Genomic DNA, 14,973 nt, shown 5'->3' with positions numbered 1-14,973 from the left:
ATCGCCGACACGCTGCATGAGGTCACCCACCCTGGGCAGCCGCCGTATGACGTCCAGGAGGCGGCCTCACAGATGCCACGACCCCCGGAGGAACGCGATGTCCAATACGGCTCTCGCCCTGAGAAATCTCACCGGCGGCCTGGTCGCCCTGCCGAGTGTCTACCGGCCGCAGGCGGACACCCACCTGCTCGCCGAGGCCCTTGCCCGCGAGGAGCTGGGGCCCCGCACCAGCGTCCTGGAGATCGGCACCGGGACCGGCGCGCTTGCTTTGCACGCCGCTCGCAGAGGTGCCGCGGTCACGGCGGTCGACGTCTCCTGGCCGGCCGTCGCGTCAGCGCGCATGAACGCCCTGATCCATCGGCTTCCCTTGCGCGTCCTGCACGGCGACTTCAGGGCCCGTACCGTCGGCCGACGTTTCGACCTGATCATGGCGAACCCCCCGTACGTTCCTGCTCCAGGCTCGGCATTGCCTACGCGGGGGCCGCAGCGCGCTTGGGACGCCGGCCCGGACGGACGCCTCGTGATCGACCGGATCTGCGCGACCGCTTCCGCTCTGCTACGCCCCGGCGGCGCTCTGCTCATGGTGCACTCCCGAATGTGCGGGGCCGAGGAGACCGTGGCCCGGCTGGCCGGGGCAGGGCTGTCCGCCCAGGTCACAGCGAAGGCATCCGTCCCCTGGGGCCCGGTCCTGCGCTCGCGGCGGATCTGGCTGGAGCGGCAGGGCCTGGCGAGCGAGGCCGAGGATCGGGAAGAGCTGGTGGTCATTCGTGCCCAGAACCTCTGACCCCGGCCCGTGCCCGACCGACGGAGTGAAGCCCGCCCGCCGAGTGTCCGTGGACCCGCAGGGGCCCGTCCTCATCGAAGGCCCCGTCGAAATCGTCCGGGACGACGGGACGATCGCCCGCTCCGACCGCTTCACGGTTGCCATCTGCACCTGCCGGCGCAGCCGTACGTACCCCTGGTGCGACACCAGCCACCGCCCCCGCGAGCGAACCGCTCCGCCGCCTGACGACAGGAACCCGTGATGCCGCCTCCCAGCCCGGCCCCGGTCACCGCTGCTGACCCGGGCCCCCATCTGGTAGGAGGGCGGGGCGTGTTGTCCTGCGCAGTGTCGGACGCTCTGCGCACCGGGAGCCCGCCGCAGTGCGCCCCCGGGGCGGTACTGGAGGCCGACCCGTGGGGCGAGGACCTCCAGCTCTCCCTTTACCTCCTCTACGAGCTCCACTACCGCGGCTTCGACGGCGTGGACGACGCACGCGAGTGGGACCCGGACCTGCTGCGACTGCGCCAGGCATTGGAAGCGCGCTTCCTGGACGCCCTGCGCACCGAGCTGTCTGATGCACCCCGAACGGTCGAGGACGCCTTCGCCCCGCTCCTCGTCGAGCCCATCGACCACTCCGGCAGCCTGAGCCACCACCTTGCAACCGAGGGAGAACTCTGGCAGTTGCGCGAGTACGCGGCCCTGCGCTCCCTCTACCACCTCAAGGAAGCCGACCCGCACGCCTGGGTCATCCCCCGGCTTACCGGGCGAGCCAAAGCTGCCATGGTCGCCATCGAATACGACGAGTTCGGCGCCGGCCGCGCCGACCGCATCCACGCGCAGCTCTTCGCCGATCTCATGACCGACCTCGGGCTGGACCCCAAGTACGGCCGCTACTTGGATCAGGCGCCGGCACCCCTGCTCGCGAGCGTGAACCTGATGTCGCTCTTCGGCCTGCACCGGGCCATGCGCGGAGCGCTCGTCGGTCACTTCGCGTGCGTCGAGATCACCTCCTCGCCCGGCTCCCGTCGCCTGGCCAAGGCCATGCGGCGCTGCGGCGCGGGGCCGGCCGCCGAGCACTTCTACGCCGAACACGTTGAGGCCGACGCCGTCCACGAGCAGGTCGTCCGCCACGAAGTGATCGACGGCCTCCTCGCCGACGAACCTGAGTTCGAAGCGGACATCGCGTTCGGCTGCGCGGCGACCGTCCTCCTCGAAGACCGACTCGCGAGCCACATCCGCGAAGCATGGGACGACGAACGCAGCGCACTGCGCACGCCCCTGCTCGGCCCTTAGCGGTGCGGATTTCCTCGGGGGCGTGTCCCTCCCGGGCCGTTCGCTAGCCGTTCAGGTCCTCCGGAGCCGTCTGGTCCGCGCTGTGGTGGCCCGTTCGCGGTCCACTGCCGACAGGGCCTGGCCGGCCCCGTCCAGGTAGCGGAGTGGCGCACGCGGCGCCATCCCGGAACGTTGGGGTCGCTGGTCCGCAGCCGCACGGCCGTGGTCAGTCCGTGTCGGGGTTGGCCTGCGGGCACAGGGTCCATGCCTGGTCCGCGCAGGCGTAGGGCAGGGGAGGGACGCGATGACCGCGGACGTCGATGCCACTACCGGGCACGATTTCGCGGGGTTCCGGCTCTTCCGACTGCTTCATGCCAGGCGCCTGCCCCGCATACGTCGGCGCACGCCGAGCCCGCGGCGGTGCGATCAGAGCAGGGGCCGGATTCCGGGCTCTGCCCCCGCCTCCGCGGCCCGGGCGCCGGATCCGTGCCGCCCGACGGGTAGGACGGAGCGGCCTCCTCCAGGGCGAAGGCGGTGGCGGCGTAGAGGGCCAGGGCGGTGAGGGCCAGCCCCGCGGCCCCGGCCCCCGGGTGGTGCACAACGGTATCGACTTGCGGCGCTGGCCGGCCGGAACCGGAGGCGGGGACCTGGTGTGGTACGGGCGGATCGTGCCCGAGAAGGGACCCGCCCTGGCCATCGCCGCCGCCGAGGCGGGGGTCGCGCTGACGCTCGCGGGACCGGTAGCCGACCACCGCTACTTCCGCGATCACGTGGCTCCCCGGCTCGGCGGCCGGATCCGGTACGCGGGGCACCTGCGGCGCAGGGAGCTGGCCGCGCTCGTCGGCTCCGCCCGGGCGACCCTGGTCACCCCTTGCTGGGACGAACCGTACGGGCTGGTCGTCGCGGAGTCCCTGGCCTGCGGCACCCCGGTCGCGGTCGGCGCCCGTCTTCGCCGCCGTGAGCCGCGGGTGCGGGCACGATCAGGGTGCGGGTAGTCCTCCGTTTCAGGCCCTGTCCCTTCCTCCCGCCACGCTGACGCGGCAGGTATCCCGGCCCTGGCCAGCGTGCTGCTGTCTGCGTGACCGCCGGCGGCGCAGGAGTGAGGGTGGGCGCGGGATAGGGGGTGTCGAGGTGCGCCCACCGCGGCGGCCGCCGACCATGGGCGAGGTCACCCCCTTTTTTCTGCGATGGTCGGGAGTCTTGGATGCTGGAGCGCACGATGCGTAAGGACCGTACCGAGGTCACCTTCGTCCTGCCCGCGGATGTTCCGCCGGGTCCGGTGAGTGTGGTGGGGGACTTCAACGACTGGCAGCCCGGCGCCCACCCCCTCAAACCGCGCAAGGACGGCAAGCGGGCGGTGACGGTGGAACTGCCGGGGGAGAACTCGTATGCGTTCCGGTATCTGGCGGCGGGGGACTACTGGTTCAACGACGAGAGCGCCGGCGACCAGGACGGCCACAACAGCCGCCTGCACACCTGAACCCGCAAACCGCCCAGCGCCCCACCCACTCCGTCGTCCCCGGGAAGCCGCCGGGCCTGCCGGGCCTGCGGTCTGCACGGCCGGGATGGGGGCCGTCACGCGTGCCTGCCCATCGACGACCACCCGCTCGCCGTGAGGGGTTCGCGCCCCCGGCGCTATCCATGACGGAGGCCCCACTGAGCAGCATGATCAACCTGTCTCCGGGCTGCCTGAAGGCCTTGCGTGACCTGAGGGAAACCCGTCAGATCAACACCGTGGTCATGTGCACGACGGGGACGTCCCAGGTCCTGGTCGCGGAGGTCGAAGCCAACCTCACGCACGACGAGCTCCTCCAGGTCCTGCCGGAGCTGGAGGCGCGGCTGATCGTCTACGAGCTGTCCTTCGCCGGGAAGGACGGCGCGCACCGCCACGAACGCCTGCTGATCTTGTGGATGCCGCACGCCGCCGTCGAGCGGCAGGACGACTACACCGGTGCCTACGACACCCTGAAGGACGCCTTGGCCGACGTCCGTATCCACCTCACCGCCCGCAGGCCGGACCACCTCGCCTACCAGCGCCTCGTCGCCCTCGCCACCGGCAGCCCCTGAACCTGCGCACCAGCCTGCCGGTGACGCCGCCCGCGACCTCCGAGGAGCCCATCGGGGGCTGGACCGCCCTGATGGACTTCGATCCGGACGGGATGGCGGAGAACATCGCCGACAAGTTCGGGTTCGTCGAACGGCAGGTCAAGGGTGACCTGAAGCGGTTCAAGCACTTCATCGAGGACCGCGGCGCCCCCACCGGCCAGTGGCGCGGCCAGGTCTGACACCCAAGCCCTCCCCACGACGGCGCCGGGGCCGCGCCGAGAGGGCGGCCCCGGCCTCTTGATGCACCGGGGCTGCCGTGGGCCCGTCGGGGAGCGGGCTGCGCCGCGTGGTGGGTGGGAGGCGTCGGTCCGCGGGCCTTCGTTCCGTGGACTTCGTCGGCTGACGGTGTGGCAGTCCTCGGACGGCGGGAGTGGTGGGGTAGGTCTGGTGTGGCCGTCCGCGCGCCCGCCGGTCGCGGCCTGGTGATGAGGGCGAACAGGTGGAGTGTGGATGGCCAGTGGCACGGTGAAGTGGTTCAGCGCGGAGAAGGGTTTCGGGTTCATCGCCCAGGACAACGGCGGCCCGGACGTCTTCGCCCACTACTCCGGTATCGTCGGCGCCGGCTACCGCGAGCTGGGCGAGGGCGAGCAGGTCAGCTTCGACGTCACCCACTCCCCACGCGGCCTCCAAGCCGAGAGCATCACCCGCTCCTGACCGCGCCCCTTCCCGGCAACCCGCCCCGCTCCCGTCCCAGGCCGCGTGAGCAGGCACAGGCACGTCGCCCGTACACGGTGATCGTCCCGCGCACCGGACGACGCCTGAGGGCACCCTGGAGGCGTCCTTGAACATCCGGACGAACGCCCACGCACCGCCGCACCCACCCTGTGACGGCAGCGGCGATGTCGAGCGGGCGGTAGCCGTGCTGATGGCCCTGATCCTCTGCGACCATGCCACCGCCCACCACCTCCTCGACGCCGCCGCCCGACACACGGCCACCGGCCCCGAAACCCTGCCCTACGCCCTGCGCACGGGCAGCGGCCTGCCACCCGAGCTCCAGGACACCCTGCAGCCCGCCCTCGAAAGCCCCGGAACGGGACGTGTCAGCGATCTTGTGTAAGTCGGTTGGTGTCATTGGATGCTGAGCCGGTCCTCGAAGAAGAGTGAGAACTGGTTCAGTGCCTCCTTCCAGTGTGCGGCGACGTGGTTCGCGTCGCGCGCTTTGGGGTTGATCTGCTCGCGGACCGCGAGGTAGAGCACCTTCAACGCGGCCTGTTCCGAGGGGAAGTGGCCGCGGTTGCGGGTGGCCTTGCGGAGGCGGGCGTTCATGGATTCGACCATGTTCGTGGAGTAGACCACGGTCCTTATGGCCGGCGGGAATGCCAGGTAGGGCGTGAACTCAGGCCAGGCGGACCGCCAGGTGCGGACCACGGCCGGGTAGTGTTCACCCAGGTCAGAGGCCTCAAATGTATCGAGGGCTTGTCCGGCGGCCTGCTCGGTGGGGGCCGTGTAGATAGCCTTCAGGGCCGGCACCAGCTTGGGGTGGTCCCGTACTGACGACAGGCGGAGCGATGCCCTCGTCAGGTGGATCACGCACGTTTGGACGGTGGCTTTGGGCCAGGTCGCGGTGACCGCGTCGGGCAGGCCTTTCAACCCGTCGCAGACCACGATGCAGACGTCCTCGATGCCGCGATTGCGCAGTTCGGACAGGACCGCCATCCACGTGGTCGCGCCCTCGCCCTCGGCTCCTACCCACAGACCCAGGACGTCTTTGCGGCCGTCCATGTCGACGCCGACGGCCAGGTAGACGGGCTTCGCCGTCACCGACCCTGAGCGGATCTTCACCCACAGGGCGTCGATGTAGATGGTCGGCCAGACCGCATCGAGGGGCCTGTTCTGCCAGGTCACGAGCTCGTCGACCACCGCGTCGGTGACCTTGCTGATCAGGTCGGGGCTGACCTCGACGCCATAGATCTGGGCGAGGTGGGAGCGGATGTCGCGCACGCTCATCCCGCGGGCGTAGAGCGAGAGGATCCGGTCGTTGAACCCGGCCAGCCGACGGGCGTTCTTCGGGACCAGACGCGGTTCGAAGTCGCCGTTGCGGTCCCGCGGCACTGCCAGGGCGACCGCCCCGGCATCGGTCAGGACCGTCTTCGGCGAGGTGCCGTTCCGGAGTTCCCTGACCCGTGACCTGCCAGATCTCCGCGTTCGTAGCCGAGGTGTTCGCTCATCTCGGCTTCCAGGGCGCGCTCGAGAACGGCCTTGGTGATCTCCGTCAGCAGCCCGCCCTCACCGAGCAGAGCCGCCCCCGAGGCATCAGCCTTGTCGAGCAGCCGCTTGACCACCTCGTCGACCATCTTGTCGCCGGCCGCCGCCGAGGCGACTGGTTCCGTCTTGTCTGCCATGACTCGTCCGATCCGCCTGACCCGCAGGCCCGAGGCCGAACCCCGGGCCAGGCTGTCACATCACGGACTTACACGATCTTTCAGACACGCTCCACCTGCCTCCCGCCTGGTGGTGCTGCATCGGGCTGCGCGGACGTGATGCGGTTGACCGATGCAGCAGGAGTCAGGCGATGGCACCGATCCTCAGCCCCAGCTTGTGGAGCTGGGTGATGAAGTCGGCGGAGCCGGTGAAGTGGTGGGCGTGGAGTCCGGTGGTGGAGGCGGCGTGGACGAAGGTGGGCTCGTCGTCGAAGTAGGCCAGGTGCCGGCTGGGGATGCCCATGTGTTCGGCGGCGGTGCGGAAGGCGTGGGGGGAGGGTTTGTCGACGCCGAGGCTGGCGGAGGAGAAGACGTGGTCGAAGGTGATGTTGTGGTGTTCGAGGTCGGTGGGGAGGGCGTCGGTGCAGTTGGACAGGACGCCGACGGGCATGTGGCGGCGGATCTGGTTGAGGAGTTCGACCATGGTGTCGTCGCGTTCGCCGCGGTCGGCGCGCCAGGGGCCGAGGTTCTGGGATACGGCGGGGCCGAAGTCGTCCGCGAGGCGGTCGGCGACGTTGTCGGCCCACTGTTGGTCGGTGAGGATGCCGACGCGGGCGGCGCGGTAGGTGGGGTGGTTGTAGGCGTAGTGGTGGATGGTGCCGGGGGGCAGGCCGGCGAGGCGTTCGCTCTGTCGGGCGCCGGTGTTGTGCCAGTGGCGGAAGAGCCCGTTCATGTCGACGAGCAGGCCTTCGATCTGGGCGGTCACAGCGGACTCCTTGCTGAAGCGGGGACGCGGGCTAGGACGTCTGGGCGGCGGTGGTGTAGAGGTTGAGGTAGTGGTCGGTGGTGCGGGCCCAGCTGTAGTTGTTCTCGACGTGCGTGCGGGCGTTGGTGGCGCGCCGGCCGAGTTCCTGACGGTCGCCGAGCGCGGCGGTGAGGGTGTGGGCGAGGTCGTCGGGGTTGTCGGGGGCGACGAGCCATCCGGTGGCGTGGAGGCCGGTGCCGGTGATGGTGCGGGCGGGGCCGCCGGTCGCGGTGGCGATGGGCGGGGTGCCGCACGCCATCGCTTCGAGGTAGACCATGCCGAAGGGTTCGTTGACGGCCGGGGCGACCATCAGGTCGGCGGTGGTCAGGCCGGTGGGGAGTTCGTCGTGGCCGCGCCAGCCCAGGAAGTAGACGTCGTCGCTGATGCCGAGGTCGGTCGCGATGCCAACGGGGTGGCGGCCTTCGTACTCTCCGGGGTAGCCGCCCCACATCAGCAGGGCGGGCGCCGGGTCCAGGCGGGTGCGGGCAGCGGCGAAGGCCTTCAGCAGGACCGGGACCCGCTTGAAGTCCAAGAACCGGCCGACCCACAGGAGCAGCGGGCGCAGGGTGCCGTTCGGGGCGGTCAGGCGTGCGAGGTCGCGGTCGGTGTAGCGGATGCTGCCGGGTTCTTGGCCCGGTGCCCAGCCGCGGGGGTCCTCGGTCAGCCAGTGGCGCAGGTTTTGCAGGCGTTGGTGGTGGTTGAGGGCGCGGGGGCGGAAGGCGTGGGTGTCGACGCCGTTGGGGACGACGGGCGGCGGGGTGTGCAGGTGCAGGAGGTCGGCGGCGAGGTTCTGATCCTGCTCGGAGACCGTGATGGGCAGGCCCGCGTGGTGGGCGGCTTGGCGCAGTCGGCGGATCCAGTAGGTGCTGTGGCCCCACTTCTCCCAGGCGGTGCCGGTCAGGAGGAGGGTGTCGGGTTCGGTGAGGTGGGCGGTCTTGGCGATGCGGGTGGCTTCGGTGTGGCGGTAGGGGTTGTTGCTGTTCAGGAGGTGGGCCAGGTCGGTGAGGGAGGTCTGGGCGCGCCGGGCGAGGCGGGCCCGCTCCAGCAGGCCGGCCAGGAGCTTGAGCTCGGTGCCGTGGAGGGTGGTGACGCGGGGAACGTCCGGGTAGGCGGTGTGCGCGCTGGTCTGGAGGTGGCTGAGGTGGTGCAGGTGCAGGACGGTGGGGTGGGGGCTGCGGTGGGTGGTGAGGTGGCGCCTCCAGGCGCGGGTGAGGTGGTCGGCGTCGGCGGGCGGGATGGCGCTGTAGAGGGGGTCGGGGCAGTGGCCGCGGTCCTCGTAGGAGGGGTGGAACGGCCAGGGGGTGGCCTGGGGGTTGTCGCCGCGTTCGAAGGCGGTGCGGGCGTCGTTGTGGTCGTAGGGGTGGAGGTCGAGGCCCTGGTAGAAGGTGGGGGCGTGGGAGGGTTCGCCGGGGGCGCCGAGGGATCCGGCGTGCAGGCGGGTGGCGTGGCCGCGGGAGTTGAGTTCGCGCAGGTGGTAGCGGACGACCTGGGCGCTGCCCCCGCGGGGCCAGAACTGGATGGCCGTATCCACGGTCATCGGGGCGTCGTTGCTCGGCATGGGTGCTCCCGTCAGGGTGGTCAGGGGCGGGGGTCGATGATTAGCGGCCGGGCACCGGCCGTACGGCCAGCCCAGTACCTCTCCTGGGGGTCCTGCGGGGCTCGGACGGTGAGGGCGAGGACCTGGGCGAGGTTGTGCCGGTCGCGCAGCGGGACCGGCCGGCCGAGGTGGAGGGTGCGGGAGCCCGCGTGGAGCGTGAACGGCAGCCCGGGCAGCCCGATCTTCGCGAGGTGCTGTTCGACCTCGGTGTTCTTGACCGGTTCCCGGTGGGGCACGGAGTGCAGGCAGCGGTCGCGCTGGCCGGCCGGGCAGCGGTTCGAGACCAGGCAGGTGGGGGTGTTCCACACCCCGGCGCGGTCGCCGCGCCCGAGGACGTGGGCGAGGGCGCAGCTGTTGGTCTGGAAGAAGGGGTGGCCGGCGTAGCGGTCGGGGAGGGCGTGGAGCCAGTCCCAGGTGGGGCGGGGCCAGACGGAGTCGGCGGTGCGCGGGTCCAGAGCCGGATCGGCCAGCGCCGGCCACAGGGCGGTGATCTGCTCCAGGGCGGTGGGCTTGACCTTGGTGCCGACGGCGACGGTGCAGGTGGCGTAGCGGGTGGCGAGGTCCATCACGTGCTCGATGGCCTCGGGGGTGCTGTTCTGCGGGAGGGCGGGCCGCCAGTAGTGGATGACGGGGATGCCGGCGGCGTGCAGGCGGGGGAAGTTGGCGCGGAGCGCGGTGTGGTCGATGCCGCGTTCGATGTCGGGGCCGAGGCCGGAGTAGGAGAGGTAGACCAGGATCGGCAGGCCGGCGGCGCGGTTGCGGGCGATGCACTCCACGACGTCGTCGGGGATGGCGCACTTGGTGATGATGCAGACCGGGTTACGGACGGTGGAGGCGGCCAGCAGGTCCAGGAGCTCGGTCAGGTGGGCGCGGGTGACCGGGGTGGCCAGGGCATCGGTGCAGGTGTAGAGGGCCAGGACCAGCCCGGGGTGGTAGTAGCGGTGGGCCAGGAGCTGGGCGACGGTCTCCTCGGGGGTGGCCAGCACCGTCGGTTTGACCGCCGTGAGGCCGAGGTCCTCCAGGTAGCAGTACCGGCACCGCTTGGGGCAGCCCTGGACGGGGTTGACGGCCAGCCAGGTGTCGTGCTGGTCGATGACCGGCTCGAAAACGGGTGAGGTGGGTGGCATGGGTGCTCCCTTCGGGCCGCTCACGGTGGGCGGCGGCCCGAAGGGAGCGGCGGATCAGGTAGTACTGGGGGCGGCAGCGTCCCCGGATTCGAGGGCGAGCCTGCGCAGGATGGGCCCGTACTCGGGGTGGGCCAGCGCGGTGGCCATCTGCGCGACGAGGTAGTCGGCGGGGTTGCCGGTGTCGTACCAGCGGCCGGAGATGACCTGTCCGTAGACGGCCCGGCTGGAGGCGTAGGCGTTGATGGCGTCGGTCAGGTAGATCTCGCCCTGGCGGTGCTCGTACCAGCGGCGGGTCTGTTCGCGGAGCTCCTCGATGATCGCGGGGGTGATCACGTAACCGCCGATCGCCGCGTAGGAGGACGGGGCGTCGGCGGGCTTGGGCTTTTCGACCAGGCCGGTGATGCGCAGCAGGCCTTCGCCGAGGTCTTCCTTGACGACGGGGACGCCGTAGCGCTGGGACTCGGCCGCTGCCATGGGCATCAGGGCCAGGACGGGGCAGTTGGTGGTCTCGTAGGCGTGGATGAGCTGCTGCGCGCGCGGGACGTCGGCGACGAACACGTCGTCGGGCCAGAGCACGAGGACGGGTTCGTCGCCGAAGGCGCGGGCGGCGTTCAGGACGGGGGTGCCGTTGCCGTAGGGGCCGTGCTGGTCGAGGTAGGTGATGTGGCCCTGGCGGGCGAGTTCGCCGACTTCTTCCACCGCGTCGGCGTACTCCTTCTTGCCGTCCGCGCGGAGCTGCTCGACCAGGGCCGGGTTGGGGCGGAAGTGGTCCTGGATGAGGGACTTGCCGCCGGAGACGACGATGGTGATGTCGGTGATGCCGGAGGCGACGAGCTCGCGGACGGTGTGCTCGATGATCGGCCGGTCACCGACCGGGAGCATCTCCTTGGGGGTGGCCTTGGTCAGCGGCAGGAGGCGGGAGCCGAGTCCGGCGGCAGGGATCACGGCCCTGCGGATCGTCGGGTTCGCGGGCATCAGGAGCTCTTTCCGTCGGGAGACCCGTGCCGCACCGGCCGGCGGGGCACCCCCCGACGCTACCAACGCCCCTCGCGCCCCATCGGCCGCCGACCGGGCGGCACACCGGTGGGGTCAGGAGCAGAGGAAGCTGCCGGTGTACTTCGTCACCGCGAAGTGACCGTGTTCCATGATCGCCTGGGCGACCTGCTCGGCCACGCGCTCGCGCAACTCCGCGAAGAACGCCCCGTCGAGCCGGGCGTCGGGCTCGGAGGAGGCGCAGCAGTGGTTGTGACCGACCTGGTAGAAGCGCAGGAACGGGGCGGGGTCGGTGAAACGGAGCTGGTCCTGCCACGTGACCCTTTTCACGGTCTCGAAGTGGCCGGCGAGCTGCTCCGTGCCGTTGTCCAGGGACAGCCGGCCCTTGGGGGTGGCCTTGAACAGGTAGTCGGGGGCGTTCATCGCCTTCAGGGCGGTGAAGTGGACCTGATACATCTCCAGCATGCTGTCGGGGCGGTCCGTGGTGAGCTGGAAGATACCGCCGGGGCGCATGACGCGGCGGACCTCGGAGAAGCAGCGGTCGAGGTCGGGCACGTAGTGGATCATGTAGTTGGCCATGACCCGGTCGAAGGAGTCCTCGTCGAGCATCGACAGGTCATCGGCGCTGCCCTCGATCCACGTGCACGCGGTGGCGGTGCCGTGCATCCGGGCCCGGGCCGCCTCCAGGACGGCCGGCGCCACGTCGAGGCCGGTGATCGTGCCGTCGGCGAGGTGGGGGCGCAGGTGCTCCAGGACGAAGGCGTTGCCGCACCCGAGGTCCAGGAGGTCCTCCGTCCCGGTCAGGGCCAGGTTGTCGATCATGTGGCCGACCATGGACGTCGGGTTCGTGCGGAAGCGGTTGTGGACGTCCTGCTTGACGTCCAGCATCCGCGTGTCGTTGAAGAAGCGGTCGCGGGCGGTTTCGGTGGAGAACTCGAAGTGCCGCGCGGGGATGACCTTCTTGGCGAGGGCGTCCAGGGCGGGGGTACGGAAGTCGGTCCGGCTCATGACGGGTCTCCTTGGTCGGGGTTCAGAGGTGGGTGGGCGGTGCCGGCCATTTGGTGCCCACGTACTTGTGGGGCAGCAGGTCGTCCAGCGGGGTCAGCGCGGGCACGGGGCCGGGCAGGACGACGCGGATGTGCGGGGCGTGGTCCAGGAGGAGCTCGCGGCACAGCCCGCACGGGGGCACGATGCGGGCGAGCGGCGGTTCGGTGGGCTTGGGGAAGCGGACGGCGGCCACCGCGAGCAGGCCGGCGCTGGTCACCAGCCGGGCCGCGGACAGCGCCCCGGCCTCCGCACAGACCGCCGCCCGTCCGACCATGGCGTCCACGTGCAGACCGAGGTGCACCCGCCCGTCGGCGTCCAGGACCGCGGCCGCGATCTGGTGGCGGGCCAGCACGTATCGGTCACGGATCACCTCGAACGCGGCCGCCACCAAGTCCCGGGCGACGAGGTCGGTGCAGCCGGCGGCCGGGTTCGGGACCTCCTCGACCTTCATCACGCTGCCGTCGCGGGCGCGTCGTGGTGGATTTTGGAGGGCTGCGGGCCGCGGCTGCCCTGGTACTTGCCGTCGTAGAGGACGACGTCGCCCTGGACCCGGACGAACGCCACCTGCCCGAGCCGGTCACCGGCGTACACCCTCAGCGGCTCCACCGTGTGGAACTGGAAGGTGGTCTGGCCGATCGAGCCGATGTCGATCAGCTCGGCCGTGCAGTGGGAGAACAGGCCCAGCCGGGCCGCGCCCGACCGGCTGCTGATCCTCGGCACGTAGAAGTTGCTGCCGATGACCTCGACGCTGGCACCGAGGTAGATGCGGTGCGGCTCCAGCACGAACCCGTCCTCGGGGATCTCGACCTCGACGAAGGGGTTCTCGGCGCGGGTGTCGAGCACCTCGCCGGTGTAGTAGACCAGGGTCGGGCCCAGTGTCAGGTCGTAGCTGTTCGGCTGGACCTGCGCGGGGTGGAAGGGCTCCAGGACGAGGCGGCCGCGTTCGCGCTCGGCGACGATGTCCGGTCCAGTCAGGATCACGGGAGGTCTCCTCAGGTGTGGGACAGCAGGGCCGGGGCCAGTAGCCCGGGCGGCGGGACGGTGGCCTCGTCGATCCGGCCGAACCGGCCGGTGTAGGGCAGGCGGCCGCTGGTGGCCGTCCAGAAGCTGACCTGGCCGATGACCATGCCCGCGTACACGCGCAGCGGCTGGACGGCCTTGAGCTCCAGGGTCCAGCGGTGGCAGGCACCGAGCTGGCCCAGGTCGGCGCTGTACTGGACGAACAGACCCAGCCGGCCGACGGAGGAGCGGCCGATCAGCGAGACCACGAAGTCGCGGCCCCCGATTTTCTCCACTGTGGTCCCCAGGTACACCCGGCCCGGCCACAGCACGATCCCCTCCTCGGGGATCTCGACCTCGTCCAGTTCGAGGTGCCCGTGGGTGTCGGCCGTCCCCGAATGGTGGGTGCGCAGCAGGGGGCCGAGGCGGTAGTTGTAGGAGACGGGGTTTACCTGGGCGGGGGTGAACGGCTCGATGGTCAGCGCGCCAAGGCCGCGCTGGTGCTGGATCTCGGGCCCGGTCAGGATCACGGCCTGAGCTCCTTGACCAGCAGGCCGACACGCGTCCGGAACTCGAAGAGGTCACCGGCGTTGTCGATCCTGCGCCACGGCTCCACCGTCAGCGGCGCCTCGGTGGGGTGGTTCTCGTCCCCGGTGGCCAGGTCACCGCGCGCCTGCCTGCGGGCCCCGCGCAGGGCGGCCGGCGCGCTGATCTCGACGAGCCGGAACCCGAGGTTGATCACGGTCTCCACGTCCGGCGCGCGCAGGTCGTCGCACAAGAGCACGGCATGCGAGTTCTCCTTCTCGGCCTGACGCACCCGGAAGACGAACGGTCCGGTCAGCGCCGCCGGGTTGATGCGCCGCATCTCCGTGCCGAGCATGTTCAGGAGCCGGCCGTCCTGCTGGCTCTCGTCGGCCAGCGGCCGATCCGCCAACGCGTAGATGACTCGCTGCGCCTGGTAGAGGGGCTCCGCCAGTCTGAAGCGGGCGACCTTGATTCCCTCGGAGGCGAGGTCCTCGGTGAGTACTCGGGCCGCGGTGCTCTTCCCGGCACCGGGCAGCCCGTACAGGGCGATCTTGTGCATGGCACCTTTTCCGTTGCTTGGCTGATACGAGAGCGATCGGGCCAGGGACTCCTCCGCGTGGGGGCGAGGAGACAGATCGGCAGGTTGGTGGTGCGTGTCGTGGCTGCCCCCAGGAGACGGGTTGGAGTGAAGGCGCAGGCATCCGACGGACCGAAGGCTGTGGTCCCGTCTGCGTCGCTGGCCGGGTTAGGCCGGCCGGCTCCGCCCCGCCCCACGCACCCGCCGCCGGAACCGGCCCACGAGCGGCGGCTTGGGCGCACCCGAGCGGCGGGCGGTCCGGCTGCGGAAGTCGAGAGCGGGCAGGATGCGCGGGTGCCGAAGTGCCTGAAGGATCTCCGGGGTGAACTCCGGGTCGTCCCAGGCCCCGACGCTCAGCATCGCGTCGCGGTTGGACAGGAGCGGCGCCAGCTGGACGGCGTCGCGGTGCTTCAGAACGGCCGCCCATCCCACCAGCATGCGTACGGCCCAGTCGCTGTTCGGCGACTCCATCCGGGATGCGGCCGCGGCCAGCCGGAACACCGCACCGGGGTGCTCATCTCGCGTGGCCTCGGCCAGCCAGCGGGCCGCAGCCTCGACTGCGTTCCGGCGCAGTGCCTTGGAGCCAAGGCGGTAGAGCGAGTTCGCCCTCCGCTGGGTTTTAGTCACCGGCCCGGGCAACCAGCCGTCCGGCCGGTCCCAGACACCCTCGCGCACGTCCAGTCGGGCGAGCAGGTCCTTCAACGTCATCGGCTTGTGGTGGGACAACACCGCCTCCTGATCTGTCGCAACGGGCGCGGGCTCGCTCAGTGCCCGGTTGGTTTAGTGCCGGCCAGCAAGGTCA

At 70.9% G+C, this 14,973-nt stretch carries 19 protein-coding genes and 1 pseudogene; 9 read left to right on the top strand and 11 right to left on the bottom strand.

Annotated elements, in window-relative coordinates:
• The first annotated feature begins 97 nt into the window (after positions 1-97).
• The 9 genes from ABT403_RS13340 (at position 98) to ABT403_RS13300 (ending at position 5,198) form a co-directional block, all read left to right on the top strand.
• Complete coding sequence (locus ABT403_RS13340) at positions 98-784, top strand: HemK2/MTQ2 family protein methyltransferase (RefSeq protein ID WP_344151610.1); 687 nt, start codon at positions 98-100, stop codon at positions 782-784.
• Positions 768-1,025: a CDGSH iron-sulfur domain-containing protein gene (locus ABT403_RS13335; RefSeq protein WP_344151607.1), complete on the top strand. Its 258-nt coding sequence runs from the start codon at positions 768-770 to the stop codon at positions 1,023-1,025. Before ABT403_RS13340 ends, ABT403_RS13335 begins: the two co-directional genes overlap by 17 nt.
• The gene (locus ABT403_RS13330) at positions 1,025-2,056 is read left to right on the top strand and encodes an iron-containing redox enzyme family protein (RefSeq protein WP_344151604.1); all 1,032 of its coding nucleotides are present in this window, start codon (positions 1,025-1,027) and stop codon (positions 2,054-2,056) included. Before ABT403_RS13335 ends, ABT403_RS13330 begins: the two co-directional genes overlap by 1 nt.
• A 299-nt stretch (positions 2,057-2,355) precedes the next feature.
• Entirely contained in the window at positions 2,356-3,030 is a 675-nt protein-coding gene (locus ABT403_RS13325; protein WP_344151601.1) for a glycosyltransferase, read from the top strand.
• Between the two features lie 209 nt (positions 3,031-3,239).
• The gene (locus ABT403_RS13320) at positions 3,240-3,515 is read left to right on the top strand and encodes an isoamylase early set domain-containing protein (protein ID WP_344151598.1); all 276 of its coding nucleotides are present in this window, start codon (positions 3,240-3,242) and stop codon (positions 3,513-3,515) included.
• Positions 3,516-3,700: 185 nt separating this feature from the next.
• Positions 3,701-4,102, top strand: a complete 402-nt coding sequence (locus ABT403_RS13315; protein ID WP_344151595.1) for a cofilin family protein — start codon at positions 3,701-3,703, stop codon at positions 4,100-4,102.
• A 20-nt stretch (positions 4,103-4,122) separates the two neighbouring features.
• Positions 4,123-4,320 (top strand): hypothetical protein, encoded by a 198-nt coding sequence (locus tag ABT403_RS13310; protein ID WP_425580109.1) that lies wholly within the window; start codon positions 4,123-4,125, stop codon positions 4,318-4,320.
• A 271-nt stretch (positions 4,321-4,591) separates the two neighbouring features.
• Positions 4,592-4,795 carry a cold-shock protein gene (locus tag ABT403_RS13305; protein WP_344151592.1) on the top strand — a complete coding sequence of 68 codons (204 nt, stop codon included), beginning with the start codon at positions 4,592-4,594 and terminating at the stop codon, positions 4,793-4,795.
• Positions 4,796-4,922: 127 nt separating this feature from the next.
• On the top strand, positions 4,923-5,198 hold the full coding sequence (locus tag ABT403_RS13300) for a hypothetical protein (RefSeq protein WP_344151590.1): 276 nt from the start codon (positions 4,923-4,925) through the stop codon (positions 5,196-5,198).
• 11 nt (positions 5,199-5,209) lie between these two features.
• On the opposite strand, the pseudogene ABT403_RS13295 reads toward ABT403_RS13300, so the two are convergent.
• The 11 genes and pseudogenes from ABT403_RS13295 to ABT403_RS13245 form a co-directional block, all read right to left on the bottom strand.
• A pseudogene (locus ABT403_RS13295) lies at positions 5,210-6,435 on the bottom strand (IS256 family transposase).
• 211 nt (positions 6,436-6,646) lie between these two features.
• The gene (locus ABT403_RS13290; protein WP_344151587.1) at positions 6,647-7,267 is read right to left on the bottom strand and encodes an HAD family hydrolase; all 621 of its coding nucleotides are present in this window, start codon (positions 7,265-7,267) and stop codon (positions 6,647-6,649) included.
• A gap of 31 nt (positions 7,268-7,298) precedes the next feature.
• On the bottom strand, positions 7,299-8,864 hold the full coding sequence (locus tag ABT403_RS13285; protein WP_344151584.1) for a glycosyltransferase family 4 protein: 1,566 nt from the start codon (positions 8,862-8,864) through the stop codon (positions 7,299-7,301).
• Between the two features lie 20 nt (positions 8,865-8,884).
• Positions 8,885-10,030 carry a radical SAM protein gene (locus ABT403_RS13280; protein ID WP_344151581.1) on the bottom strand — a complete coding sequence of 382 codons (1,146 nt, stop codon included), beginning with the start codon at positions 10,028-10,030 and terminating at the stop codon, positions 8,885-8,887.
• A gap of 54 nt (positions 10,031-10,084) precedes the next feature.
• Positions 10,085-11,005, bottom strand: a complete 921-nt coding sequence (locus ABT403_RS13275) for a UTP--glucose-1-phosphate uridylyltransferase (RefSeq protein ID WP_344151578.1) — start codon at positions 11,003-11,005, stop codon at positions 10,085-10,087.
• Positions 11,006-11,119: 114 nt separating this feature from the next.
• Positions 11,120-12,031 (bottom strand): class I SAM-dependent methyltransferase, encoded by a 912-nt coding sequence (locus ABT403_RS13270; RefSeq protein ID WP_344151575.1) that lies wholly within the window; start codon positions 12,029-12,031, stop codon positions 11,120-11,122.
• 22 nt (positions 12,032-12,053) lie between these two features.
• A complete protein-coding gene (locus tag ABT403_RS13265) occupies positions 12,054-12,521 on the bottom strand; it encodes a cytidine/deoxycytidylate deaminase family protein (protein WP_344151572.1) in 468 nt (155 codons plus the stop codon).
• Complete coding sequence (locus ABT403_RS13260; protein WP_344151569.1) at positions 12,521-13,051, bottom strand: dCTP deaminase; 531 nt, start codon at positions 13,049-13,051, stop codon at positions 12,521-12,523. Before ABT403_RS13260 ends, ABT403_RS13265 begins: the two co-directional genes overlap by 1 nt.
• A gap of 11 nt (positions 13,052-13,062) precedes the next feature.
• Positions 13,063-13,599 carry a dCTP deaminase gene (locus ABT403_RS13255; protein ID WP_344151566.1) on the bottom strand — a complete coding sequence of 179 codons (537 nt, stop codon included), beginning with the start codon at positions 13,597-13,599 and terminating at the stop codon, positions 13,063-13,065.
• Positions 13,596-14,198: an ATP-binding protein gene (locus ABT403_RS13250; protein ID WP_344152064.1), complete on the bottom strand. Its 603-nt coding sequence runs from the start codon at positions 14,196-14,198 to the stop codon at positions 13,596-13,598. Before ABT403_RS13250 ends, ABT403_RS13255 begins: the two co-directional genes overlap by 4 nt.
• A 141-nt stretch (positions 14,199-14,339) precedes the next feature.
• Positions 14,340-14,879 carry a hypothetical protein gene (locus tag ABT403_RS13245; RefSeq protein WP_344151563.1) on the bottom strand — a complete coding sequence of 180 codons (540 nt, stop codon included), beginning with the start codon at positions 14,877-14,879 and terminating at the stop codon, positions 14,340-14,342.
• Positions 14,880-14,973 lie beyond the last annotated feature (94 nt).

This window comes from Streptomyces sp. NPDC000075 (assembly GCF_040301925.1).
Taxonomy (GTDB): Bacteria; Actinomycetota; Actinomycetes; order Streptomycetales; family Streptomycetaceae; genus Streptomyces; species Streptomyces polychromogenes.
This window is presented reverse-complemented; position numbering and strand designations above follow the sequence as displayed.